At 43.0% G+C, this 25,474-nt stretch carries 18 protein-coding genes, 2 tRNA genes and 1 other RNA gene; 15 read left to right on the top strand and 6 right to left on the bottom strand.

Annotation, left to right across the window (positions count from 1 at the left end):
- The first annotated feature begins 203 nt into the window (after positions 1 to 203).
- From V6252_RS01075 to V6252_RS01050, 6 genes are all read left to right on the top strand, one after another.
- Positions 204 to 2,525, top strand: coding sequence for an FdhF/YdeP family oxidoreductase (locus tag V6252_RS01075; RefSeq protein WP_341608936.1), 2,322 nt, complete (start codon positions 204 to 206; stop codon positions 2,523 to 2,525).
- 94 nt (positions 2,526 to 2,619) lie between these two features.
- Positions 2,620 to 3,702, top strand: coding sequence for a formate dehydrogenase accessory sulfurtransferase FdhD (gene fdhD, locus V6252_RS01070; protein WP_341608935.1), 1,083 nt, complete (start codon positions 2,620 to 2,622; stop codon positions 3,700 to 3,702).
- A 784-nt stretch (positions 3,703 to 4,486) separates the two neighbouring features.
- Positions 4,487 to 6,136, top strand: a complete 1,650-nt coding sequence (locus tag V6252_RS01065) for a sodium:solute symporter family protein (protein WP_341609149.1) — start codon at positions 4,487 to 4,489, stop codon at positions 6,134 to 6,136.
- A gap of 84 nt (positions 6,137 to 6,220) precedes the next feature.
- Positions 6,221 to 6,355 carry a putative transporter small subunit gene (locus V6252_RS01060; protein WP_211181310.1) on the top strand — a complete coding sequence of 45 codons (135 nt, stop codon included), beginning with the start codon at positions 6,221 to 6,223 and terminating at the stop codon, positions 6,353 to 6,355.
- A 181-nt stretch (positions 6,356 to 6,536) separates the two neighbouring features.
- Positions 6,537 to 6,610 (top strand) — tRNA-Cys (locus V6252_RS01055).
- Positions 6,611 to 6,734: 124 nt separating this feature from the next.
- Positions 6,735 to 6,821 (top strand) — tRNA-Leu (locus V6252_RS01050).
- Positions 6,822 to 7,098: 277 nt separating this feature from the next.
- Here the strand turns inward: V6252_RS01050 and V6252_RS13845 are convergent.
- The gene (locus tag V6252_RS13845) at positions 7,099 to 7,281 is read right to left on the bottom strand and encodes an AlpA family phage regulatory protein (RefSeq protein WP_394124242.1); all 183 of its coding nucleotides are present in this window, start codon (positions 7,279 to 7,281) and stop codon (positions 7,099 to 7,101) included.
- A gap of 782 nt (positions 7,282 to 8,063) precedes the next feature.
- Here V6252_RS13845 and V6252_RS01045 point away from each other — a divergent pair.
- The 4 genes from V6252_RS01045 to V6252_RS01030 are packed head-to-tail and all read left to right on the top strand — an operon-like array spanning position 8,064 to position 12,727.
- Entirely contained in the window at positions 8,064 to 8,570 is a 507-nt protein-coding gene (locus V6252_RS01045) for a Csu type fimbrial protein (RefSeq protein ID WP_341608934.1), read from the top strand.
- A 5-nt stretch (positions 8,571 to 8,575) separates the two neighbouring features.
- Positions 8,576 to 9,337: a fimbrial biogenesis chaperone gene (locus tag V6252_RS01040; protein ID WP_341608933.1), complete on the top strand. Its 762-nt coding sequence runs from the start codon at positions 8,576 to 8,578 to the stop codon at positions 9,335 to 9,337.
- Positions 9,288 to 11,732, top strand: a complete 2,445-nt coding sequence (locus V6252_RS01035) for a fimbria/pilus outer membrane usher protein (RefSeq protein WP_341608932.1) — start codon at positions 9,288 to 9,290, stop codon at positions 11,730 to 11,732. Before V6252_RS01040 ends, V6252_RS01035 begins: the two co-directional genes overlap by 50 nt.
- On the top strand, positions 11,729 to 12,727 hold the full coding sequence (locus V6252_RS01030; RefSeq protein ID WP_341608931.1) for a Csu type fimbrial protein: 999 nt from the start codon (positions 11,729 to 11,731) through the stop codon (positions 12,725 to 12,727). The genes V6252_RS01035 and V6252_RS01030 overlap by 4 nt, the downstream gene beginning before the upstream one ends.
- Before the next feature lie 438 nt (positions 12,728 to 13,165).
- On the opposite strand, the gene V6252_RS01025 is transcribed toward V6252_RS01030, so the two are convergent.
- The 3 genes from V6252_RS01025 to V6252_RS01015 all read right to left on the bottom strand — a co-directional run bounded on the left by V6252_RS01025 (position 13,166) and on the right by V6252_RS01015 (position 16,201).
- Positions 13,166 to 14,794 (bottom strand): long-chain-fatty-acid--CoA ligase, encoded by a 1,629-nt coding sequence (locus tag V6252_RS01025; RefSeq protein ID WP_341608930.1) that lies wholly within the window; start codon positions 14,792 to 14,794, stop codon positions 13,166 to 13,168.
- 291 nt (positions 14,795 to 15,085) lie between these two features.
- Positions 15,086 to 15,444: a transfer-messenger RNA gene (gene ssrA, locus V6252_RS01020) on the bottom strand.
- A gap of 85 nt (positions 15,445 to 15,529) precedes the next feature.
- Positions 15,530 to 16,201 carry an alpha/beta hydrolase gene (locus tag V6252_RS01015; RefSeq protein WP_341608929.1) on the bottom strand — a complete coding sequence of 224 codons (672 nt, stop codon included), beginning with the start codon at positions 16,199 to 16,201 and terminating at the stop codon, positions 15,530 to 15,532.
- A 445-nt stretch (positions 16,202 to 16,646) separates the two neighbouring features.
- On the opposite strand from V6252_RS01015, the gene V6252_RS01010 reads away from it, so the two are divergent.
- The 4 genes from V6252_RS01010 (at position 16,647) to V6252_RS00995 (ending at position 21,166) form a co-directional block, all read left to right on the top strand.
- On the top strand, positions 16,647 to 18,011 hold the full coding sequence (locus V6252_RS01010) for a glycerophosphodiester phosphodiesterase family protein (protein ID WP_341608928.1): 1,365 nt from the start codon (positions 16,647 to 16,649) through the stop codon (positions 18,009 to 18,011).
- Between the two features lie 231 nt (positions 18,012 to 18,242).
- Positions 18,243 to 19,022, top strand: coding sequence for a response regulator (locus tag V6252_RS01005; protein ID WP_341608927.1), 780 nt, complete (start codon positions 18,243 to 18,245; stop codon positions 19,020 to 19,022).
- Positions 19,023 to 19,038: 16 nt separating this feature from the next.
- Positions 19,039 to 20,835: a two-component system sensor histidine kinase CreC gene (gene creC / locus V6252_RS01000; protein ID WP_341608926.1), complete on the top strand. Its 1,797-nt coding sequence runs from the start codon at positions 19,039 to 19,041 to the stop codon at positions 20,833 to 20,835.
- A gap of 130 nt (positions 20,836 to 20,965) precedes the next feature.
- On the top strand, positions 20,966 to 21,166 hold the full coding sequence (locus V6252_RS00995) for a hypothetical protein (protein ID WP_191114958.1): 201 nt from the start codon (positions 20,966 to 20,968) through the stop codon (positions 21,164 to 21,166).
- Between the two features lie 134 nt (positions 21,167 to 21,300).
- On the opposite strand, the gene aroC is transcribed toward V6252_RS00995, so the two are convergent.
- Both aroC and prmB read right to left on the bottom strand, forming a co-directional pair.
- On the bottom strand, positions 21,301 to 22,404 hold the full coding sequence (aroC, locus tag V6252_RS00990; RefSeq protein WP_341608925.1) for a chorismate synthase: 1,104 nt from the start codon (positions 22,402 to 22,404) through the stop codon (positions 21,301 to 21,303).
- A gap of 145 nt (positions 22,405 to 22,549) precedes the next feature.
- Positions 22,550 to 23,722 carry a 50S ribosomal protein L3 N(5)-glutamine methyltransferase gene (prmB, locus tag V6252_RS00985; protein ID WP_341608924.1) on the bottom strand — a complete coding sequence of 391 codons (1,173 nt, stop codon included), beginning with the start codon at positions 23,720 to 23,722 and terminating at the stop codon, positions 22,550 to 22,552.
- Positions 23,723 to 24,062: 340 nt separating this feature from the next.
- Between prmB and V6252_RS00980 the strand changes: the two genes are divergently transcribed.
- On the top strand, positions 24,063 to 25,466 hold the full coding sequence (locus V6252_RS00980; RefSeq protein WP_341608923.1) for a L,D-transpeptidase family protein: 1,404 nt from the start codon (positions 24,063 to 24,065) through the stop codon (positions 25,464 to 25,466).
- Positions 25,467 to 25,474: the final 8 nt, after the last annotated feature.

Here is a 25,474-nt window from a genome sequence, read left to right as displayed (position 1 = left end):
TACTGCCCATAACTTACGATTTATAAATTTGTACCTGTCGGATATAACCATGTCCGACAATCTCAAAAACCTTCAAGAGAATTGATTTTTCTTGGAGGTTTTTTGTTATCTATAGTTAATGATCATATGAACTTTCCACTGACCATTATATAGTTGTCGTCTATCAAAGCTTCGCTGTTGTCACTTACTATATGAGGTCTATCATGCGCAAAATCCCTATCTACTCCCACCCTGCTGCTGGTTGGCCTGCGCTGATCTCATCTACCCAAAAGCTAATGGACTATAAGACATTTTTGCGCGGCGGTATAAGTGTATTCAAAAGCAATCAGCCCCAAGGCGGATTTGACTGCCCAGGCTGTGCATGGCCTGATCATAAGTCACACAAAGCTATTGATGTTTGTGAGAACGGTATTAAAGTCATTGCCAGTGAGACCATGACCCACAAAGCAGATGCTGACTTTTTTGCAAGGCATACCGTCACTGAGCTACAGAGCTGGACTGGTTACGAGCTGGAGCATAGTGGTCGTTTATCAGAGCCGATGTATTACGATGCAGCGCAAGATCGCTATGTCCCTATCCCTTGGGAAGCCGCTTATAGCTTAATCGCTGAGCAGTTAGAACAGCTAGATTCACCGGATGAGGCATTATTTTATACGTCAGGCCGGGTGACTAATGAGCCTGCCTTCTTATTTCAATTGTTCGTACGCTGCTTTGGTACCAATAATTTGCCTGATTGCTCAAATATGTGTCACGAGCCAACCTCAGTAATGCTAAGCAGACAGCTAGGTATTGGTAAAGCGACGGTCATGCTAGAAGATTTTGAGCAAGCCAAGCTGATATTGATGTTTGGGCAAAACCCAGCGACTAATCATCCACGTATGCTAGAGATGCTCGCCCATGCGCATGAGCAAGGCTGTCGAATCATCTCAATTAACCCAATGCGTGAGCAAGGTTTAAGCAAGTTCAGAAATCCGCAAAAACCAACACACATGGCAGCCGGTCAAAGTGCTGATATGGTCGATGACGTTATTCAAATTCAAATCGGCGGTGATGCAGCCTTATTGACGGGCATTGCCAAGTGGTTAATCGAAAACGATAAAATAAATTATGAGTTTATTACCACTCATACTTCAGGCTTTGAACCTCTAAAACAGTGGCTAACAGAGCAATCATGGTCAGATATCACACTTGGCTGCGGTATTTCTCAGACAGATATTATTAATCTCGCTGAGCTCGTGGCTGATAGTCCAGCAACGATTTGCACTTGGGGCATGGGCATTACTCAGCATGTGCAAGGTGATGACAATGTCGCGATGATTACCAACTTGCTCCTGTTGATGGGCATGATTGGTATCGACGGTGCTGGTGCATCTCCAGTGCGTGGGCACTCCAACGTACAGGGCGATCGCACCATGGGTATCCATGAACGCCCTAGCAAAAGCTTATTAGACAGTTTAGAGCGTGTGTTTGAGCACCCTATGCCGCAAGAGCACGGCTATGATGTCGTCACAGGTGCCAAGGCTCTTATCTCAGGTAAATTAAAAGTCTTTATGGGCATGGGTGGTAACTACGCCGTAGCTGCCCCTGATACCAGCGCTATTGAGCAAGCCTTAACCACTACTCAGCTTAATATATTTGTCGGTACTAAGCTTAATGAGACTATGCTATACCCCGGTGCAAACAACTTGATCCTGCCCTGCCTAGGTCGTACCGAACGTATTGTCACAACAAAGGGTGAGCAGTTTGCCACTATCGAAGACTCTATGTGTCAGATCGTACCCACTCAGGGTAAGCTCAAACCTGTTAGTGATACGCTAAAATCTGAAGCGCAAATCGTAGCGGATATCGCGACTCATGTAATCGGCGCCGACTCGTCTATTCCTTGGCTGGCGATGAGTGAGGATTTCGATATTATTCGAGACTATATCGCTCAAGCTATTAACGGATTTGAAGACTTTAATCAGCGTATTCGCACCTCTGAGCGTGGCTTTCATTTGTATCATGCGGCGCGTCATCGTGTATGGAATACCGAGAGCGGCAAAGCTCAGTTTGAAGTACCACAATATCCGATTACTTTTGTCGCTGCACAAATGGCAGCTGCAAACGATATCGATGACCATGCAGCTACAACACAAAAGGTTTGGCAATTGACCAGTGTCCGCAGCCACGATCAATTCAACACTATGATTTTTGGGTTTAAAGACCGCTATCGTCAAACGGATCGCCGTGATGTGCTATTCATGCATCCAGATGAAATAAGTCGTTTAGGTTGGCAAAAAGGTGACCGTGTTATGGTCACTCGCCAGCGTGCTAAAGATAGTCTAGAACAGTCACGCATATTAGGCCCATTGGTATTAAGCGAGATGGATATTGCCTCTAACGCTGTTGCCGCTTACTACCCTGAGTGCAATGATCTCTTTGATTTGGAGACACATGCGCCAGATTCTCATATTCCAGCGTACAAATCGACGACCGTCGTTTTAGAGCGCGTAGAGGCAAATACATCGATCGCTACGCCTGCGTAAACCATACTGCGGAGGGCCAATGAGAATGAAAATTTCATTGGCTCTACCTCTAGATGACCATAAGCACACTCATAATTTTAGGCCATAATAAACCGTGATAACCATTGAAAATAAAGCTGCACAAAGTGAGGCTTTTATCGACCCTACTATGATAGATAATCCAACTAGCACTAAGATAGTTACACCTGAGCTGTCTAACGATGATAGGTTGTCAGAGACACCACTCGCTCGTGGTCATTTTGCACACAAGCATCATTATCCGTCAATTAACAATAATCCTAATCATGACTCTCACCTTCAAATTGAACCTCAGAGCACCAGCTTAGCCGTAGAAGCTGCGGTCTCTATCATCATTAATGGAATTCATTATGCTGTGTTGATGGCCAGTCCACTTCAGCTAGAGTATTTAGCAGTTGGGTTCTTATTTAGCGAAGGATTAATTCAATACAGTCACGAGTTACTCGACTGGGAAGTGACTCACCTTGCAGATCTAGCTAGCTATCAGCAGTTTGCGCAAGATTCGAATGACGAAGATTTTGATTCAGTATCAATTGAACAAAGCTTAGAACAATTTCAAGATTACGATATCTATGTCGTGGAACTAGTATTAAGCCAACGCTGCCATCAACGTATCCAAGCACAAAAACGTCAGCTCGCAGGGCGCACAGGCTGCGGTATGTGCGGTATTACTGGACTAACGCAAGCTTTACCTGATTTAAGCGCTTACTCTCAAAGCAGTCTACAGTCCGACCATAATCAATCGACAAGTAACGATAGTGCTAAGACGACTGTTCCAAGCCTTGACTCCCTATTGGCACTGCGTCAACAAGTGGATGCCGCGCAGCATACACATCAGCTGACAGGTGCGGTACATGCCGCAGCAACGATACACAATCAGCAGCTATACCTATTTGAGGATGTAGGCCGCCATAATGCACTTGATAAACTCATCGGTTGGCAATTACGACAAAAAGCAGACGTTAGCTGTGTGCTCATGACTTCGCGTCTCTCTATTGAACTGGTTCAAAAGTCTATTCGAAGTCAAATCCCGTGGCTAGTTGGCATGTCAGCACCCACCAGTACAGCAGTGCGCGTGGCTGAGCGTTACGGACTTGGATTGGCTGGATTTTTACGTGATAACCGAGTCACTTACTATACCAAACAAGATAATATATAAAAATTCACTTCTACTTGTTCATTGGGAACACCCGTCTATCGCTCGTTATCTATTTCTTTTTAATGAAAACTTCAGCTAACTATCTACAGTTATAATTTAGCTAATAGCGATATATCACTCGATGCTACTCATAATAAAGCTCTATCTTTCAATGCTTTATTAAACATTTTACTAAATCTCTTTAAATAAATACTTATATGTTATCTTCAGTCATTGTCTGGTAAATATCGGATAATGTTTGAGGTTGGTGACATAATAGGTTACTCTTACCGCGCAAATATGTTACAGGTACTTAACAAATATGTAGTTTTATTTATTAATGCCGCTTAGTAATACATCAATCGCAATAGATAAGTAGAGACTTCCTACCTATTGCTTGTTACAGCTGATAAGGCTGTCTAAATCGAGTTCGGGTCATGCCATCATGGCTTAGTGCTTATTCGTAATTCCGCTATAGACCCTCATCACATGAGTTTTCTTTAGCATGTAGCTACCTTTGTGTATGCCTATTAATAGCGTGATGGTTTACCCATTAACTGACGCCTATTGAAAGTAGTCCCTGTCTTTTTGATTTGACACTATTTGTCTTATCAAGATTTGGGCGCGACACTTAGCATTTGCTTACCACTACAGTTGGTATTTTCGCTATTTATATTAGCCACATACGTTCGGTATGAGGGCTGTGTAGGCTATGCTGTATTCCTAATGGTTTGGTATCTTTCATTTTTACTGAACTTTATTCATCAACTAACAATTGCGAGGTCTGAGTTTGAAAACTGAGTCATTGTTCCAATTTTCATCATTAACGATTATTTTATTATTATTAGCATTTTATGGCAGCACCTATTTACTGTCTCTATTAATCAAAAAAGATAAAGAGACAACTTCTGGGTTTATGGTCGCAGGTCACGGTGTTGGCTTCGGTATGGGTGCAGCCAGTATGACCGCCACTTGGATTTGGGCCGCCTCATTTTACGCTGCGGCTACCTCTGGCTATAAATACGGTGTATCAGGGCCAATACATTATGGCTTTTGGGGTGCATTGATGATTTTATTTATCTACCCTTTCGGTATGCGCTTTCGTGAATTGGCACCAGACGGTCATACACTAGGTGAACTGATTCATGCCCGCCACGGTTCATCAAGCCAATTAATCTTAGCCATATCCAATATTATGGGCAGTTTAATTAGCTTGATGGTCAACTTTACCGCTGCTGGAGCATTGGTGTCAGTTTTATCACCATTATCGTTCCAAACAGGGGTAATGATCGCAGGTATCGGTGTACTGAGTTACACATTGACATCAGGGTTTAGAGCATCTGTCTTTACGGATTTCGCTCAGTTGGTCGCTCTAATGGCCATTGGTATTGTCATTATTCCCGCCGTATTATTCGCTATGGGTGGCCCTGAGGTCATGGTCAGCGGCCTATCAAACCTGACATTAGAGCAGCAGAACTTCTTCTCCTCTGAGGCATTCTTTCAACAAGGTGCGCCTTACTTCGTCGCTGTATTAGCATATGCTATCGGTAATCAAACCATCACTCAGCGATTATTCGCGATTGATAAAACTAAGATTAAAGCGACGTTTATCACTGCTACAGTCGGCTATGCTGGTATCGTTATTGGTCTTGGAATGATTGGACTAATGGCTGTAACGATTGGCGTCGAGCCACTCGATGGCAATATGAACAACCTTATCCCTCAAATGGTCAGTACTTATCTGCATCCCGTCTTTATCGCCTTATTCTTCATTTTAGTGATTGGGTCGTTGTCCTCGACCGCTGACTCAGATTTATCAGCGCTATCAACCATTATGATGGCAGATGTCTACGGTAAAAACATCGCCAAAAAAGGCCATGTAAAACCTAAAACGATGATGCTAATTGGTCGAGGCACGATGATTGTTGCGACAGCAGCTGGACTAATTTTTGCGAGCTTTAAGCTTGATATTCTCGTCATGCTAGTGTTTGTGGGTGCACTATGGGGTGCTATTGTCTTCCCTGTAATTGCCAGTGTGTTTTGGAATCGCGTCACCAATACTGCTTTTACCTCAGCAGTGATCGTCGGACTACTCTTATTTTGCGTTGCCCGTTTCGAATTCCTTCCAATCACTGGTGTCACTGCCCTATTCTTTGAAATACTGGCTAGTGTCGGTGCAGCAGTCGTTATTGGGCTAATGGTCTTTGGATTCTTAGGTCGTAAGATTGGCATGGTCGCCGCAACCATTACGCTAGTGTTGATGCTTATCTTCGCTACTGGCTTTTTACGTCAATATATGGTTCTGCTGGCTTCTCTAACAGCTTACGGCGCTAGTACCGTCGTCTGTGTGATTATCAGCCTGATGGGAGACGAACATTTCGACTTCGACTTAATTAAGCAGCGCGTGGGCAATTACGATAAAAAACCGGAAATACCATCGTCACTTAAATCTTAAACCAAAGTCGCTTTATCCGAGTACCGATTGGCCAGTAGTATTTGGCTAGTCGCTACTTACTTAGCAATATTATAAGGAGATATCATGGACAACGTTTTTATCTACGGCTTATATATCTTAATTTGGCCCGCCATTACTCTTGGCGTACTCGTATTAATTTGCACGGCCACTTATCGCGATGTTAAGAGTGCCAAACGTGACAATAGAGATATTGTTTAACGCATTATATTTTAAACCATTATCATTAAACGCTGGTTTACTGACGGCTTAAAAAAGCCTATTAATAGCATAAATGTCCTGAAATTGGGGCTAAATATAGACAAGATAATAAATAAGCTGTTTTTAATTAAAAAAGGACTTGTAATTTACTATATTTTTGCTAATATAGGCGACCTTGATTGGCTGGATGGCAGAGTGGTCATGCAGCGGACTGCAACTCCGTTAACGCCGGTTCGATTCCGACTCCAGCCTCCAATTATTTATTAACTTTACGTTAATTTTGGCTTGCATTATTATCACAACCGATTATAATAGCGACCACTTATCTAGTAACTAGATGGTCTATCAGCTAGTTTACATTTTAGATAAAACAAGTTTTGCCCGGGTGGTGAAATTGGTAGACACAAGGGATTTAAAATCCCTCGCTAGCAATAGCGTGCCGGTTCAAGTCCGGCTCCGGGTACCATTACATAGTCCTATACTATCTTATAGAACAGCTAAAGCCCCTGATATCAGGGGCTTTGTTGTATCTGAAATATAGATAAATAAGAGTGACTAGTTTAGACTCAAAATATAGAATTAAGCTTTCTTTAGCTAGCTAATACGAATAGTATTATCCACATTTACCAAATATCATAATACGATTAGTTAAATTCAGCCTATATTATATATAGAATAATTAAACCTTATAAAAAAGATAGCCGTATTACTTAAAAGTAATACGGCTATCTTTTTTGCTCAGCCTACCTTATCTCAATCTCAATATTAAACTTATCTTCTAATTCACTCCACACTACCCTGACCTTCGTAAACTGTACTTTCTTGGGGAACACTGGCTCGCTACGATCTGAATTTCCATTAATTATTTTATAAATTGCACAGCGACTAAGAGGAGTATGACAGCTAATCCCCTTAATATTTAACATCTACAAAATATGATTGATATACAGACCGACAGAATGTGTTCTATTGGCTCAAGTTTTTTATAATTATCTATTTTGTAAGTTAATAAAGTTTTCCGTCCTCTACAGTTACTACATCCTATGTTCTTATCGCTCCCCATACACTCCAACTATTGGCCCTAGTAGCAGTTATAAAAAGTGCTAAATAAATAGTTATTTTTCTAGGTCAGCTATATACCTTAACTGCTTTGATAAAACATTGTTATCTTTTCCTGAAGATTTGTTCTAAACCAATCGCACTATGCATTGTGTAAAACTCTTTATTGACTGCTATTAATATTTATCGTTTTCAACTGTTAAGAATATCTAGCCAACTAGCACTCATTTAGGTACAACTAAAATCTATATGCAGGTACTAGGATATAATATAGAAATTTTGTTTGTAATTATTATAATTCTAAAGGATGAGTTTAGATAAAATTAATTAACGTCAGTATGAAGGTGAAATTAATTGTATATTGGTAAAATCTGATAAATCATAATGTTAATCAAACATTTAACGTGCATTATTATGACAACTGTATTACAATGCGATTACAAAAAATGACAGGTGGTATATATTTAGAGATAAAAGGTTTATATTTCTATTGGCTATTGTTGAGTAAGTTCCTATAAAAACCTAACTTTAGTAAATTATGAAGATCTATAATTCTCAATACTTTATGAAATATAAGCTATATATCTATTTGGTATTACCCCTAACTTATCGAAATACTAAAAGCGCTTATATTTTCTGGAGAATTACCATGACATTTAACAAACAACTACTTACCGCTGCGTTTCTCACTGTTGGTGGCTTCGCAGCTATCTCTAGCGTGAATGCTGCGACAGACGCTGGTGCTTTCGATGTCAAACTAGATATTACCTCATCTTGTAAAGTTACTTCTGCTTCAGGCACTCAAGATATTAACTTCGGTAGCTTCGCTGCTGGTGTTGATGTCAGCGAAGCATCATCTGGTACTCCTATCTCAGTCAACTGTTCTAACGGCACAACTTACAATATTGGTCTAGCAGGAACAGGTGTCTTAACTGATAGTGCTACCCCAGCCAATACAGTGGCTTATCAACTGCTAAAAACAGCAAGTGGTGACGCTTGGGGTAACACTGGTGAGGACGTTGGAGGAATAGGTACAGGTATGGCGGTTGACCAAGCAAAAGAGCATACCGTGTACGCCTCTTTAGTTGCCGGTAGTACAGATAACCTGCCAGTAGGTACTTATACAGATACTGTTAATGTCACTGTAACTTATTAATTGCTATGCTAAGTATTTGGTTACGCTGCGCTGCCCGACCTATTTTTATTTCAGCCTTGCTATTGTCATCTAGTTTGGCAGTGGCGAGTGGATTACAGGTCTCTCCCATCTCGTTGAGCCTACAAGCTCGCGAGACTGCCAATGGTCTGACCCTTAGTAATTCCGGTAACAATATAGTACATGCGCAAGTACGCGTGTATCAATGGTTACAGGATGAACAAGGCGATCAGCTTACTCCCTCTCGAGGACTATTGGCCAGTCCACCGATGATTGAGCTGAAACCGGGTGAAAAACAACTCATTCGAATCATTCGTGCGAAAGCACCACCGCAAGGTACAGATGCTGTGGAGGCCGCTTATCGTATTTTGGTTAATGAATTGCCAATCAAGTCTGCCAACCAAACGACAGGCTTGCAATTTGCGCTAAGCTATTCACTCCCCGTCTTTGTACAGCCGATAGGGGTTACTGAAACCAGTCCACAGTTGCAGTGGAGTACACATCTGCAACCAGATGGCAAAGCGATAAAACTCCGCGTCAGCAACAGTGGCAATGGTCATGCCCAGTTGGCTAAACTGAGCTTTGTGGATACAGCAGGTAATAGCACGGTGATCAATCCAGGGCTGCTAGGTTATGTCTTACCTGATGCTACTATGAACTGGACGCTGAAAATACCGCCCTCTGCCTTGGCGGCAGGCGGTAAATTCAAGGTTATGATGAATGGCACTCAGACGACACCAAACGTCACGATGGACACATCCATTCGCTAAAGCAGTTTTTCTACAGTGCGTGGCAGTATCAGCCAGTCACGCCGTAGACCTAAATGATGTTGCTATAGGCATTGACGAAAACGAACTTACCCAACTCAACTTAGACAGCTACAACTCTGGCGACGATGAATTTGGGTTAGATCTATATCTAGACGTTACTCTAAATGGTGCTAGTGCAGGCTTGACTCATTTCTATTATCGTGATGATCAACTCTGGGCTAGCAAGACCATTCTACAACAGCTTGGCTTTATAGTACCTGCCGATACGACCGACGCCATACTCCTGAATAGCTTACTTGATCTCAATATTGATTATGATGCTCGGCAGCAATCCTTGCGACTTATCGCGCCTCTAAGTATGCTCAATTTAGACACCACTGTCCGTAACACGCGTACCAACAAGCGCCCTCAGCCCACATCATCTTCTGGTATATTGCTCAACTATAATGTTTACGGCACCCAAACTCAAAATAGCGCGAGAAATTTAAGCGTTTATACTGAACTGCGCGCGTTTAACACGTTTGGTGTACTCAGCTCTACTGCTTTGACTAACGCGAATAGTTATACTGATAGCAATGACTGGGATAGTCGTAGCGTACGTCTGGATACTAGCTGGAGTCAGTCATTTCCAGATAAGCTAATTACGGTTCGTGCAGGCGATATTCTCACGAGTGCGTTGTCATGGACACGACCTACGCGCTTGGGTGGTCTACAAATTGGCACCAATTTCTCCCTTCAACCCTATAGATCAACCACACCATTGCCTTCATTTTTTGGCACAGCCACCCTACCCTCAGCGGTAGAGCTTTATGTCAATGGTCTCAAACAATACAGTGGTGATGTACCCGCTGGACCATTCGAGCTTAATACAGCGCCAAGCTTTAGTGGGGCAGGCACCGCCCAGCTGGTGGTGACCGACGTGTTAGGGCAAAGCACGACGCTTAATTTTTCTTTATATGATGCGCATCGGTTACTACAGTCCGGCCTGTCTGACTGGTCCATAGAGCTTGGCGCAGTGCGAGAAAACTATGGCATTGATTCTTTTGATTATGGTAGCAATATTGCTGCTAGTGGAACGTGGCGTTATGGCATGAATGACCGCTTTACTGTAGAAGCTCATGCTGAAGTCACCAATGGCCTGAGTAATGCGGGTGTTGGTGGCACGTGGCTGCTTGGTAGATCAGGCGGTATATTATTCGCCTCATTAGCGGGCAGCAAGAGCCAAGGTCAAGATGGCATACAATACAGTACAAACTACTCATGGAATAACAGTCGCTTGAATATTGGTATCAATGCCATGGGTACTATTGACGATTACCGCGATGTAGGCACACAATACGGCTCTGCTTCTGCTCGTCGAAGTGAGCAAGTCTCAACTGGTTATAGTACAAAGTCTTTAGGCCGTTTTGGTGTGAGTTATAATCAGGTAGCGCAGGCTGAGCATGAGACCACACAATTTGCTAGCGCCTACTGGTCTAAATCCTTTGGTCGCAGATTAAGCTTAAGCGCCAACTACAATCATGATATTAATGATTCTGCTAATAACAGCGCCTCTCTTAGCGCATCCTTATCACTGGATCGCAATATTTCGCTGAGCAACAGTGTACAGCACACCGATAATAGCACCGTTTTCTCATCTGATGTTTCGCGATCTGCTCCGAATGCAGGTGGTATTGGGTGGCGGGCTCAAGCACGTCATAGCCTAGAAGGTAGTACGGATAGAGAGGATGACACTAGCGGTCTTGCCGAGCTGAATTACCTTGGACGCTACGGTCAAGCACGAGCGGGTATCAGTAGCAACAATGGTGACTACGCAAGCTATGCAAGTGCTACAGGCGCCGTAGTTGCGATGGGCGGTGGCTTGTTTGCTGCTCGACAGATAAACAGTGGCTTTGCCGTAGTTTCTACAAATGGTATCGCCGATATACCTGTCTCTTTACAGAACAGTCCCATCGGCACGACCAATAGTAAAGGTCTATTGTTGGTAACACCATTGAATGCCTATCAAGAAAATAAGATTGGCATTGACCCTATGCAACTGCCAGCAGACCTGCGTATTGACAAAGTAGACATAAATGCCACACCGACCGAGCTTGCTGGTATTCTTGTCGGTTTTGATATCACGCCCGTACGTTCGGCGTCAGTTATCCTAACAGATAGTAATAAACAACCGCTCTCACTTGGCAGTCAAGTACGTCAGCTTAGCAACAAGGAAGTGCCATCGACCATCATTGGCTTTGATGGTGAGGTATATCTCGACACGCTTGATGAACACAATACGCTTGAGTTAACTACCCCCTCGGGTGATGTTTGCACGGTTAGCTTTGATTATTCCAAGCAGGGTAATGAGATTCCACTCATCGGCCCCCTCATTTGTCAAAAGGTACAACCATGATGAAATTACTTCAATGGCGTTACGGTTTGTTATTGCTGCCAGTTGCGTTATGGCTCCCATCAAATGCGCAAGCACTTACTTGCCAAGTAGACAGCTTTGTCTCATCTAATCTTGGTACGATTACTCTTGGCAATGCCAACAATGCAAGCGTCGAGCAAACACTGACTTACAGTTGCACTAATACGTCTAATGTCACCCAGTGGGCATCCGTCTGTATTGGTGTTGATGGTGGTACCAATAATACTTCTCAAATCAGTCCACGTCATCTGACTGGGGGTGATGGTTCAAATTTAAATTTTGACATGACACTTAATGATATGAGTAATGCTACTTGGGGCAATCGCATCGTGGGTGGTACGGAGTTTATTGATTTCTTCAGCGTAGCGCCAGGTACTACTACACCAACCATTAAAACAACCGTTGTTGGAGTATCTCTACTATATAACAATAATGCTGCTAAAGCAGACAAATATATTGCCACTTTTGCTGATGTTAATACAGCATTGACGTACGTAACCGTTGGTTCTAGTAGTGACACAAAACAATGCTTATCAGAACCCCAAGGAACCAGTTCCTTCTCATTTACCGTTGAAGCCAATGTTGTTAATGAATGTAAAATCACTACCCCTCCCGCCAATGTCAACTTGGGAAATGTCCCAGCAAACAAGCTTAATATCGAGGGTAGTAGTAGTATCGGTGTGACCTGTACAAATACTGCTCCCTATACAATCGGCTTGACTCTTTTCAACGCTGCCGGAAATAATGATGGGAGGAGCTTCATGAGTGGCACCGGTAACAATCCCGACCAAGTACCCTATCAACTGCAGCGGGATAGTGAAAGTGGACGCATACCTTGGGGCGATGGAAAAGGAAATTGGGCAGTAGATGTTGGTACTGGCGAAGTTAAAACAAAAAACATATACGTTATTGTGCCTAGCGCCGACTTCACCCCAGATAGCTACTCTGATACGGTAACGGTTCATGTAAACTATTAATATTTGTGTTTTCAATGTTTAGCAGTCAATTAGATTAGCTGTTCTATAGTATGCTGCATGGGTAATTTTGAGGCATACTTCAAGCGAAGAATAAAGGCAACCTAGTTACACTTGTGAAGCAATTAAATCCTGACAAAAAAACAAACTGCCTTACTCTGTACAGTCCAAACTGTTAGATAGCTTCAGTCTATACAAGCAGCTATCTGACTGTCGATCCATTATTCGATCCTGCTAATTTTTTATATCACTCTTATTTTTGTCACTCCTATCTACTTAAAGTGACATTACATAATATTATGCGACTTTGTAAAACAGCACAGCCCCTAATATTAGAGGCTGTGCAATATTTAAGACCATATGATAACTTTAAGAAATTTATCTAACTTATATACCAAGCTCTTCAAATGGTATTATCAGTCTTCACTTTTAACAGCTAAATCAGCTATCCAACAATACGTTGCCATAGTCATCACGCAAATCCTTTTTGACCATTTTCCCAGCGCCATTCAGCACGATGTTATCTACAAATATGACTTTATCGGGTATTTGCCAGCTGGCGATTTTACCTTCGTAAAAGCTCAGTACTTGCGACTCGTCGATTTCTGAATCTGGTTCTTTCACCACAATCAATACTGGACGCTCGCTCCATTTTTTATGCTTTGCAGCAATAGCGGCTGCCATTCTTATCTGCGGATGGGCGACTGCGATGTTTTCTAGCTCTACTGACGATATCCACTCTCCACCAGATTTAATCAAATCTTTTGAGCGATCCCGAATATTCATATAGCCATCAGCATCAATGGTTGCAATATCACCTGTGTCGAACCAACCGTCTTCAGTTATCGCATCAGGATTTTCTGTGTAATAATCGTTGATGATCCAATGCCCTTTGATTTGCAAACGTCCTTGAGACATACCATCTTCTTCGACTCGCTGTAGCGGCTCGTCAGTATCTATGAGACGTAGCTGAACGCCGTAGGGTGGACGACCTTGAGAGTTACGCAACTCATTAATCTCATCTTTACTCAGCGATTTATGCTTGGCTTTTATTTGATTCATCGTTCCAAGTGGGCTGGTTTCTGTCATACCCCAACCATGTACTGCATCACAATTAAAATCCTCTCTAAACGTTTTGATTACCGATGGTGGACATGCCGCTCCTCCGACAATGGTACGCGTCATACTATCAAGCTTACTGCCTCTGGCTTTGGCAGCGGTCAATAGACTTTGCCAAATCGTTGGAACCCCTAGAGCAACCGTGACATGACAATCATCAATGAGAGATACTAGGCTGTCACCATCGAGATTTGGACCAGGAAGTATGAGAGAGCAACCAGTCAAGGCAGCCGCGTAAGGTGTGCCCCACGCATTGACATGGAACATCGGTACCACGGGTAACAAAACATCTTGTGCAGAGAGCGCGGAGACATCAGGCATGCATAATGCCATTGCATGTAGCACAGAAGATCGATGCGTATATAAAATCCCTTTAGGGTTACCAGTAGTTCCTGAGGTGTAGCATAAAGAGCTGGCTGTTGCTTCATCGAATTGAGGCCAGTCAAAGTCAGTCGAGTTTTCTGCTAATAACTCATCAAAGAACAGTACATTAGGCAGTTTTTCGACAATACTATCATCTCGATCACTTAGACAAATGAAGTGTTCAACACTTTTGATATGCTCTTTGATTGCCATAATTAACGGTAGGAAAGTAGTATCAAAAAATAGCACACGATCATCAGCGTCATTGATAATGTAGCTAAGCTGCTCGGGGAACAAACGTGGATTGATAGTATGGCAAACCATGCCACTACCTGAAATCGCATACCAAGCTTCTAGATGACGACGATTATTCCAAGCCAAGGTCGCTATGCGTTCTGATGATTTAAGTCCCAGTGTAGCCAACGCATTGGCCAATCGTTTTGAGTTATCTGAGACAGTACGCCAATTGGTATGAGTCATCTGTCCGTCGACTTCTTTGGACAAAACCGCCGTATCGCCATGATAACGGGCAGCGTGTTCGATTAGACCACTGATCAGCAATGGCTGATACATCATTTTTCCTAACATAATACATTCCCTGTAGTTATTTGAAAGTCCGCTTATTCTTGCTAATGCATCGCCTGATGCAAAGAATAGGCCTCAACTAAGAATAATCAGAATTATTCTTTAAGACAAGTTAATATTATGTTCTCCATAGGCAACAAAAAATTGCGATTCAACTTCAAAGACGTAATGATTACTCTATATAAATAGTTTTTATTTTCTTATCAAAAATTTGTCAGCATCATTGTTTTTTAATTAACCATAAAATTTAGACAAAAAAAATCCGACCACCTAAGTGATCGGATTTTTAATATTTGGTGGAGATGGCGGGAGTTGAACCCGCGTCCGCCAGCATTACGCTCATGAATCTACATGTTTAGTTTCTGTCTTTAGTTTTAATCCGCACCGATCCGACAGTCAGGATGGATTGGACGATTCTCTACTTTTGAACCCAAGCAATTGAGACAATCACTTGTGGCGAGCCTACATGCGGACGCTTCAACTTAGTTAACCAACTGTAGGTGATCAGCAACTAAGTAAGCAGGGTTTAAGCTGCTAGAGCGTAAGTTTCGTCGTTTGCGACTATAACAATATATGTTTGATTAACGAGAGGACATACACTCTCGACATGCATCATTGAGTTTCATCACCAGCGTCGAAGCCAGAACATCCCCAATAAGACTGGCTATTATATAGGAGATATCGGTTAGGTTTCAACCTATAAGTAGCCTGCATTACATTACGTTACAGCTTAATAATTTACGCCAAAACAGTGTTTAACCATTTACCGATATTTTGGATCTGCGGCATACAGACCTGATGCGCCATTGGATAAGTATTGTAAGACACATTATAGTCCTTTGCCGACAATAACTGCTGGGCTTGCTCACCTAGGATGACAGGCACGACTGGATCATGAGAACCATGTTCAATCAAAATCGGCATGTCTTTATTGGCAGCACTATATTCAATATTGTCATTGGTCGCTAAGTACGTAGAGAGCGTCATCAAACCAGCCAAACGTTTTGGATAGCCAAGTGCCACATGATACGCAACTGCCCCGCCCTGCGAAAACCCTGCGATGACGATATGCTCTGGTAACACGCCGCGCTCTATCTCACGACTGATCAAATCTTGTATCTGCTGAGCAGACTCTTCAATCTGAGCCACATCTACTTTACGCTCCAGACTCATCTCTATGATGTCGTACCATGCTGGCATCACCATGCCACCATTTACCGTGACTGGACGTTTAGGGGCATGTGGGAAGATAAAACGTACTGCCATATCATCAGCCAACCCAAGCTGCGGTACAACTGGCTCAAAATCATGACCGCTAGCACCTAGGCCATGTAGCCAAATCACTGCGCGATCTATCTTTTTTTGAGAGGGGTTGTGCTCAACGACGACTGCGTCTAAATAGTTACTCATAGTTATCCTTAATAATGTAGTGAGATATGCCTTAAGCATTTCTATCTTTTTTGCCAAAATAATGTGTGTGTCATTATATGGTCAATATCATCTGTTAGTTTGAGAGCATGGTCAATAGTGAGGTACTAAACGGACAATAGCAAAAATGAGAACAGTACAAGAAGACACGTATGATCTTACGACCGATAAGCTCAATACTATCAAGCTTAAAACTGTCAAGCTCAAATACTGTCAGCTGCTTATTCTTTAGTACATGTGCCTACAATTGTATCCGTATTAATGCTAAGTTCTTACAAGACTAAGCTCTTACCAAACTAAGTTCTTACAAGAACGCACAACTCTTTATTTCTTTTGGCAAGTAGCAACCAATAGTCAAACGTTAATTTTTCAATTCCTATCCATACGTCCGATGGGATTTTTTTATAATTTTGCAGGAACATTTTACATGACAATTTCTAATAAATCAGCGCTTGAGCTGAGTAAGCAGACGCTGGCTAAGGTTAATAAGATTAATCTCGCCTTACCTTTAACGCTGATCAGCTCATTACTGATAGTAGGCTGCACTACCGATAGCCGCTCAACGCTCACATCAAAAGCCTCTTTATCGACAGCGCAACCACAATCACAATCGTCCTCACCTGTCGCCTATACCTATGGAGTGCGACCATTTTATCTGATAAATGATATGGATGAGGGACCACTAAAAGAAGAGCTACAGGCATGCAGAGGGCAACTGCCAAGTAAGACAGACTTCTCTATTGCGCATCGAGGTGCGCCATTACAGCTTCCTGAACATACTTATGATAGCTACGTGGCGTCAGCACAAATGGGTGCTGGCATCTTGGAATGTGATGTCGCTTTTACCAATGATGGTGAGCTTGTCTGTCGTCATGCCCAAAATGATTTACACACCACTACCAATATTCTAACCACGCCAATAGCCAAGCAATGCACTGTACCGCCCATATTGGACGCTACAGGCAAACTTACCAATGCCGATAGTATCGAATGCCGTACCTCAGATATCAGTGCCGCTCAGTTTAAAACCTTGACGGGTAAGATGGATGCTGCCAATAAAAAAGCAACCAGTATTAGTGAATATATGAATGCAACCGCGCCTTGGCGAACGGACTTATACTCGCAAAACGGCAAAGTGTTAACCTTGAAAGAGCATATCGCGTTGGCTCGCAAGCTGGGTATGAAGCACACGCCTGAGCTAAAAGCACCTGTAGTGACTATGCCGTTTAACGGCTATCGTTTGGACGATTATCGCCAACAGCTGATAGATACTTATAAGGCAGCAAATGTACCTGCAAGCGATGTATTTGCCCAGACATTCAATATAGAAGATCTGGATTACTGGATCAAAAACGAGCCAGCTTATGGGGCTAATGCCGTTTATCTGATTGATGATAGCAATGAGACCGCTAAGAATAAAACATTTGATAAAAATGACGCAACCACTTGGAAGCACTCATTGGCTGATATCAAAGCACGCGGCATTAACACCATTGCTCCAGCACTTTGGTTGCTAGTCACTACTGATGGTAAGGGAAATATGCAACCATCAGAATACGCAAAACAAGCCAAAGCCAATGGTCTAAAAATCATTACTTGGTCGATAGAGCGTTCAGGGCCATTAACGGATGGTGGCGATTGGTACTATAGCGGTCTTGGTGATGCTATCAACAATGACGGTGATATGATGAATTATATTGACGTACTAGCGCAGGACGTCGGTGTCCAAGGCATTTTTTCAGATTGGCCCGCTACAGTGAGCTACTATGCCAACTGCAAAGGTCTTAAATAGGTTTTCGCTTAGTCTATTAATAGACAGTCATGCTTAATCTTCGTTACCAAGGCCAGCTTATCTATTGAGCTGACCTTTTTATTGAATGTATTAAAATAATTACATCGCACGCTATCTACTGAGCACCCTACTTTTCCATTAACTTTTCACACCATTTAACTCGTGGCAGCAAGAGCAGTCTGCTGTTTTGTGCTACGATAATTTACTAAGCCTATAGACGATGTAGAGACTATGACCCATATTTTACTGGTAGAAGATGATCCTGCGATCGCAATGTCGCTTAAGGTTACTTGCAAGCGCGAAGGCTGGCAGATAACTTGGCTGGACAATGCCAGTAGCGTGCTACCCATGCTGCATAGTCATGAAGCACAAGATCTATCGGCGATCATTATGGATGTCGGTCTGCCAGACGGTGACGGCTTAAGTCTATGTCAGAAAATACGTCATACACCTGATATCGACGCCTTAAAAGATTTGCCTATCGTGTTTTTGACCGCGCGTAGCGATGAGATCGATCGGATTTTGGGATTGGAGATGGGCGGTGATGATTATTGCGCCAAACCCTTTAGTCCACGTGAGTTGGTCGCGCGTTTAAAAGCCATTTGGCGACGTGAACAGCTGATTCAGCAGTCAGGCTCTCATACCACAAACTCAAATGAAAGTACGGATAATACTTCCTCGAATAATCTTTCAGGACAAGCATTAACGTTTGATAACCAATCTGGCGTTTGGCATTATCAACCGCTGAACTATTCATTAACGTGGCAAGAGCAAAAGCTTGAGCTTAGTAATACAGAACGCAAAATTTTACTGACACTATTACAAGCGCCGCAGCAAGTCTTTAGCCGTGAGCAGTTGCTTAGCGCAGTAAGCGACTATCCTGACCACCGTTTGGCGCGAACTATAGACAGTCATATTAAGTCAATTCGTAAACAGCTCGCTATGGTAGATGCTAATGTCGATGTCATTCATACGCATCGCGGACTGGGTTATGCACTATGTCCAGCTTAACAGTGGCTGCTAGTTTATGAATAATAAAACCAATCCTGCTGAGAATGATATTCATAACGACCAAAGCAATTGGTATGCCAAACTGCACCCCATTGGTACTGCTCAGCAAGCTCCCAAACGCAAACGACTGCTCAATTTAAGTATATTTTTTAGAATTTGGCTAGCCGTTGCGTTGGTGCTTGTCATATGCGGCGTGGTCGTGTTTACTCAATTGTTTGGCTACGTCAAGCCAACAGCGCAACAAGTCATCGAAGACACGCTCCTAGACACCAGTAAATTACTCGCGGCCAGTTTACAGGTGCCTTTATCTACAGGACAATTATATGATGAGGAGTATCAAGCGCAACTTGATGCTGCATTTGTCGGCATGCCAGCGATGGATGAAATACTCAGTCCTGTCGATCAAACCAAAAGCTACAGTAGCTTTCGCGTATATGTGACAGACAGTAGCGGCATAGTCATTTATGATTCTCTACCCAAACCTGATAATAATGAAGGGCAAAACTACGGGCGCTGGAACGATGTCTATCTCACGTTAAAAGGACAATACGGTGCAAGAAGCACGCTGCGAGACTATCAGCGGCGCGATGGTTCAGTCATGTATGTGGCTCAGCCCATCAAAAATCCGTCTGGAGATATCATCGGTGTGGTCAGTGTGGGTAAGCCTGTCGCTAGCGTATTGCCTTATTTAGATGACACACGTAACCGTATGCTCATCACCGCACTACTTATCAGCATCGCTGCCCTTATACTGGCAGGTCTAGTAGCATGGTGGCTTAAGCAGAGCATTACCTTGGTGACTCAATATACTAGTGCATTGGCAGAAGACACTAAAAAGCCCTATTTCTATCTGGGTCATGAATTAAATAGCCTAACAGATACCATCGAGGCCATGAAGCATCGATTGGAAAATCGAGCTTATGTCACCGATTACGTCCATACTTTGACCCATGAGCTAAAAAGCCCTTTAACCGCCATACGCGCTAGTAGCGAGCTGTTAGAGGACGATGGACTAGATGGCAATAAACTGGATAATGAAGATCGGCAGATGCTTATTGAGACGGTTGGTGAACAAAGCGTAAAGATGCAACAACTCATCGACCGCCTACTGTTGCTGGCTAAAGTAGAACAGCCTACCTTTAAACTTAACCGACAATTGACTCCCCTATTACCGCTTTTGCAAAGTTTGATCAAAGATAATACAGCCAAGCAGCAACAGCAGAATCTATACCCTATTGATATATATATTGATAATAAGAATGTGACCAACATTACAAACTTGCCAGCAGAAATACTGGCATCGACCAGTGTGTATGCTGACCAGTTTTGGTTAATACAGGTACTGCAAAACGTGCTTGATAATGCGATACACTTTGCAAATTGTACTGTTAGTATTTCACTACACAGCACTGCTCGAACCGTCACTATCGATATATTCAATGATGGTAAGCTGCTACCCGAATATGCTGTCGCAAAAGCATTTGAGCGTTACTTCAGCTTGTCTCATCAAAGCCAACCCTCATCTCAAACAACGAATCGCACAGACAACAATGATCTATATACAGAGTCGGCAGATCCAACGACTGAGCCGAGGCAAACTGACCATAGTAGTAATACACTTAAAAAAGGCACTGGCCTTGGTCTAACACTAGTGAAGCAAGTAATTGAACATCATGGTGGTCAGGTAGCCATCAATAATGTCCATGCCAATGATGATAAAGCTGGCACTGATGAAGCTAGAGCTGATAACACTGATACTGGTAAAAACCAGTGTTCTGGTGTGATGGTTAGTATCACCCTACCACTAGCTTAAGCATAAACATTGATAACAGTTCATCAATTTTCCATCATGACTGCACAGGATTTCTACTTCATTGTTTTACGATAGCACTAGGATCTGTTGAACCGTCAAATTCGTAAAGTAAATTAGGAGTAGAAATTTCATGTCACATCAATTAACGGATAACCCTATCGTCAAGAGCCTAATCGGACTTAGCCGTCATCACTGTGCACAAACCTTATCAAGCCAAGGCGTCGATAGTATTGAGTTTGGTCATTGGCTAGCGATTCCTAGTCAGCGATTGTTACTGGTCTTTCGACATCAGCAGTGCGTGGCTATCGATGAGTATCAACTGGCAGCCTGATATCTTGCTCGCTCAACACATTAATTGTATTTAGGTAACACCTATATTTTATTTAGACATAAAAAAGCCCTTTATCATTTCTAGTAACAAATCACTGGAAACAACAAAGGGCTGATTACTCTAAGGCAAAAATACTAAGTAATCGATTGTACTGGCGGCTGCACATCGGCGTTTTGACCACGGTGACGCAGATAATGATCAAGCACTACAATCGCTAGCATCGCTTCGGCAATGGGCGTAGCACGCACACCAACGCAAGGATCATGACGCCCCTTAGTCAACATATCGACTGCTTCACCTTGAGTGTTGATGCTCTTGCCAGCAGTAGTAATGCTAGATGTTGGTTTTAGAGCAATACTCACACGGATATCTTGACCTGATGAGATACCGCCCAAGACACCGCCGGCATGATTGGCTGCAAACCCATCTGGGGTCAGCTCATCACGAGCGCTATGTCCGAATTGACCTGCCACCGCCATCCCATCGCCAATCTCGACGCCTTTAACCGCATTGATACTCATCATCGCATGAGCAATATCTGCATCTAAACGATCAAATACTGGCTCGCCTAAGCCTACTGGTACACCGCTCGCAATGATATCAAGGCGCGCGCCACAGCTAGTGCCTTCACGGCGCAAGTTATCAATCAAAGTTTCAAAACGGCCAATCGCTTCTTTGTCTGCACAGAAGAACGGATTGCTATTTACAAACTCCCAGTCAATTTGGCTCGGGTCTAAGACATTACTATGCTCATTGCCGATTTGGGTAACGTGACCACGGATTTGTACGCCCAAACGTTCTTGCAAGTATTTCTTGGCGATAGCACCAGCTGCTACACGCATAGCCGTCTCACGCGCTGACGAACGACCGCCACCACGATAGTCACGGAAGCCATATTTCATACTATAAGTATAGTCAGCGTGTCCAGGACGGAAAGTATCTTTGATATCGCTATAGTCTTTGGATTTTTGATTGGTATTGCGAATCAATAAACCGATAGACGTACCTGTGGTTTTGCCTTCAAATACGCCAGAGATAATCTCAACTTCATCAGACTCACGGCGCTGGGTTGAATACTTAGACGTACCCGGTTTGCGACGATCTAAATCTACTTGTAGGTCTTCTGCAGATAATGCTAAACCTGGTGGTACGCCATCAACGATGGCCATAAGGCCTGCCCCATGCGACTCACCGCAAGTGGTAACCGTAAAAACCTGCCCAATACTATTGCCTGCCATAACTGTCCTTAAACAAGTAAACGCTACTGATGACTATGTGACCAATCACTCATGGTTGTTAATTATACTGCTTGTAATGAGTGATTGTATTTGTTGCTTATAGTTTCGACTCATGAAGCCGATGTCTATTTAATCTAATATCTGTCTATTGAAGGCTATCTAATAGCTGAACGTAAGAGGCAAACAATTGACGGTTTGAGACTAGCTCATCATAGGTAATCGCAAAGACACCATGCCCACCATGTGCAAACTTCAACCAATCAAATTGAATTTCAGGATAGGCTTGTTTTAGTGCCCATTCACTGTCACCCACTTCACAGATCAGTAAACCATCTGGGCTAAGGTAATCTGGCGCTTCAAATAAGATACGATGTACCAAATCTAAACCGTCTTGACCAGCTGCTAATGCATGCTCAGGCTCGTATAAGAACTCAGGCGGCAAATCTGCCATGATAGCAGCGTCTACATATGGTGGATTGGTGACGATAAGCTCATACTGGTTCTCAGCAGGTATCTTGGCAAACAAATCAGACTCAATTACGTTTACTTGATGGCCAAGGTCATGATGATCTACGTTGACCATTGCCACTTCTAATGCGCCTTTATCGATATCAACAGCATCGACCAACGCATCAACGAAACGAGTAGCAAGCGCGATTGCGATACAACCAGAGCCAGTACACAAGTCCAAGATACGCTCAGGCTGCGACAACTGCTTTACATCCAAGCCATGATCATAAAATACCGCTGACTTTTCGTTCGGACTGACGCCCAGCGGTTTGGCCAATTCGGTAACTTCAAAGTATGGATGGAACTGCTGACGAATCAACTCTGCAATCGGTGAACGAGGGATAAGAACCCGCTCATCAACATAAAAAGGCAAATCGCAGAAATACGATAAGTTAATCAAATAACTGAGTGGCTTACGCTCAGCGATACGCTCTTCTAACAGTCCTAGTACCAACTGCTTTTCAGAGGTGGTCAGACGACAGTCTAAAATCTGCTCATTGGCAGACCAATCGAGAGACAAAGAATGCAGGACAATGGCTGACGCTTCTGCAAACTCATCGGTCGTGCCTTGTGCAACAACTACATCGTAGTTACGCAGCTGCGTGACTGAAAAACGAATAAAGTCGCGAATACTGACGAGCTGCTCACGTGCTTCGTTTAGCTCTGCATGTAAATTAGCAAATTTATCGTGCTCACCAAGAAGTCCAGTCTCTAAATCATACTCCATCTCACCGTCTAAGCCTTCAGACTCATCGTTGAAGTATTGGTTTTGAAACTCTTCTGCACTCATTGTTTGGTCTTCTGACATATCGCACCTTGTGGATTAACTGCTAGCGGGTTAAATTGCTTTTTGCTAAAAATCGTTATATTAAATAAAATTCAGTCATACATTATAGACGTAAACCTCTAGTAGCGCCAATAACTGTCATTTTTACTTGCACAAAAAATAGTGCGAATAATGAACAGTTTGCGTAAGGATCGAGCACGACGCCATACACACCTTCGTTAAATTATTACCCAACTGTAGCGAATACGTCAGCAGTTGACGTTTGGCAAGTCTTAAATGCAAAAAGATGTGTCAAAAGTTTGCGATGCAATCAAATTATGCGCATAATAGCCGCATTAGTAGCAACCACAAGTGACTCAATATGATGAAAATAAAGCCAATTATTACTGCCATATCTATCGCAGCTGTAAGTGCCAGTGTAGCCGCACTTGCTGCACCTGCCGATAGTACTCGCACATTGCCAGTACGCATGGCTGACGCTATGCCAGGTCTTGCCAAAAAGGTTAGCCTTAATGTGCAAGAGAACCGTAGTCGCTCAGATGGCGCTGCTACTGTACAGTTAAATACAGAGAAAGCGAAACCAGTCGACAGCATGAACCAGCTTATCAATAATAAGCAAGAAGCCAATCAAAATGTGCCAGCCCCAGCTGCTGACAATATGAGTGCAGCAGAACTGACGCGCAAAGATGAGCAAGCTGACCGCAATGATGATATTAGTGAAGGTCAAGCTGTTGCTGCGCCTAGCGACCTATCATCTATCGACTCGTCTGATCCACTCGCTTTTGAGTTACCAGAGAGTGAGAAGCGTCAAGACTTCAGTGATGATCCGACCATCAAAAACATCGAAGACAAAGATGGTAAGAAGCACACAACGCTGAACTTGTCGAACTATGCCAAGCAAGTGAACGGTGCTGTTTGGTCACCTAATATGAAAGTCAACTCAGCGATGACGATCAAAATGCAGGCGCTGCTCGATTGGAACCATGCTTCTCCTGGTCCTATTGATGGCGGTTGGGGTATGAACAGCAAAAAAGCCCTTGTTAACTTCCAAACGATGAAAGGCTTGCCAGCGACTGGTAAAATGGACCAAAAAACTTGGGATGCCTTGGTTAAAAACATCCCTGCGAATAAACCTGTCCTTGTCACTTATACGTTGACCGCAGACGATATCAATACCAATTTTGCGACCACGCCTTCTGGTTCAGAAGCGAAGTCAAAAATGAAAGGTCTTTATTATCAAGATATCAAAGAGATGCTAGGTGAACGTTTCCATATGGATGTACGTTACTTAGACAAACTCAACAAGAATAAAAAGTATGCTGTTGGCGAGACTATCACAGTGCTAAATACTCGTGACAAGCTGAACCAACGTATCAATCGCGTAGTCGCCAACAAAGCCGACAAAACATTGTATGCCTATAATGGTGATAAATTGGTTGCTACTTATCCGACGACCGTTGGTAGCGATGCCACACCGTCTCCAAAAGGCACGTTCAAAATTATCAATAAAGTAAAAATGCCTTGGTATAAATCAACCGTTGGTGAAGGCGCTCAAAAGAAAGTTCATATGATAGCACCAGGACCAAACAACCCAGTCGGTGTCGTTTGGATGGGATTATCTAAGCCTTCTTACGGTTTACATGGCTCACCAGTACCTGAAGGTATCAGTCGTCAAGGCTCAGCAGGTTGTGTTCGTTTGACCAACTGGGATGTGTTAGAAGTTTATGCCAATATCGAAAATGGCGCAGTTGTCGAACTTCAATAAATAGAACT

It is taken from the genome of Psychrobacter proteolyticus (assembly GCF_038155145.1).
GTDB lineage: Bacteria > Pseudomonadota > Gammaproteobacteria > Pseudomonadales > Moraxellaceae > Psychrobacter > Psychrobacter proteolyticus_B.
This window is presented reverse-complemented; position numbering and strand designations above follow the sequence as displayed.

Excerpts from the sequence above, each read along its gene's own strand:
- V6252_RS13845 (WP_394124242.1), bottom strand. The coding sequence starts at position 7,281 with ATGTTAAATATTAAGGGGATTAGCTGTCATACTCCTCTTAGTCGCTGT.
- V6252_RS01035 (WP_341608932.1), top strand. The coding sequence starts at position 9,288 with ATGGCACTCAGACGACACCAAACGTCACGATGGACACATCCATTCGCT.
- V6252_RS00980 (WP_341608923.1), top strand. The coding sequence starts at position 24,063 with ATGATGAAAATAAAGCCAATTATTACTGCCATATCTATCGCAGCTGTA.
- V6252_RS01005 (WP_341608927.1), top strand. The coding sequence starts at position 18,243 with ATGACCCATATTTTACTGGTAGAAGATGATCCTGCGATCGCAATGTCG.
- V6252_RS01025 (WP_341608930.1), bottom strand. The coding sequence starts at position 14,794 with ATGTTAGGAAAAATGATGTATCAGCCATTGCTGATCAGTGGTCTAATC.
- V6252_RS01010 (WP_341608928.1), top strand. The coding sequence starts at position 16,647 with ATGACAATTTCTAATAAATCAGCGCTTGAGCTGAGTAAGCAGACGCTG.
- V6252_RS01060 (WP_211181310.1), top strand. The coding sequence starts at position 6,221 with ATGGACAACGTTTTTATCTACGGCTTATATATCTTAATTTGGCCCGCC.
- creC (WP_341608926.1), top strand. The coding sequence starts at position 19,039 with ATGAATAATAAAACCAATCCTGCTGAGAATGATATTCATAACGACCAA.
- V6252_RS01015 (WP_341608929.1), bottom strand. The coding sequence starts at position 16,201 with ATGAGTAACTATTTAGACGCAGTCGTCGTTGAGCACAACCCCTCTCAA.
- V6252_RS01030 (WP_341608931.1), top strand. The coding sequence starts at position 11,729 with ATGATGAAATTACTTCAATGGCGTTACGGTTTGTTATTGCTGCCAGTT.
- aroC (WP_341608925.1), bottom strand. The coding sequence starts at position 22,404 with ATGGCAGGCAATAGTATTGGGCAGGTTTTTACGGTTACCACTTGCGGT.
- V6252_RS00995 (WP_191114958.1), top strand. The coding sequence starts at position 20,966 with ATGTCACATCAATTAACGGATAACCCTATCGTCAAGAGCCTAATCGGA.
- V6252_RS01045 (WP_341608934.1), top strand. The coding sequence starts at position 8,064 with ATGACATTTAACAAACAACTACTTACCGCTGCGTTTCTCACTGTTGGT.
- V6252_RS01075 (WP_341608936.1), top strand. The coding sequence starts at position 204 with ATGCGCAAAATCCCTATCTACTCCCACCCTGCTGCTGGTTGGCCTGCG.
- prmB (WP_341608924.1), bottom strand. The coding sequence starts at position 23,722 with ATGTCAGAAGACCAAACAATGAGTGCAGAAGAGTTTCAAAACCAATAC.
- V6252_RS01040 (WP_341608933.1), top strand. The coding sequence starts at position 8,576 with ATGCTAAGTATTTGGTTACGCTGCGCTGCCCGACCTATTTTTATTTCA.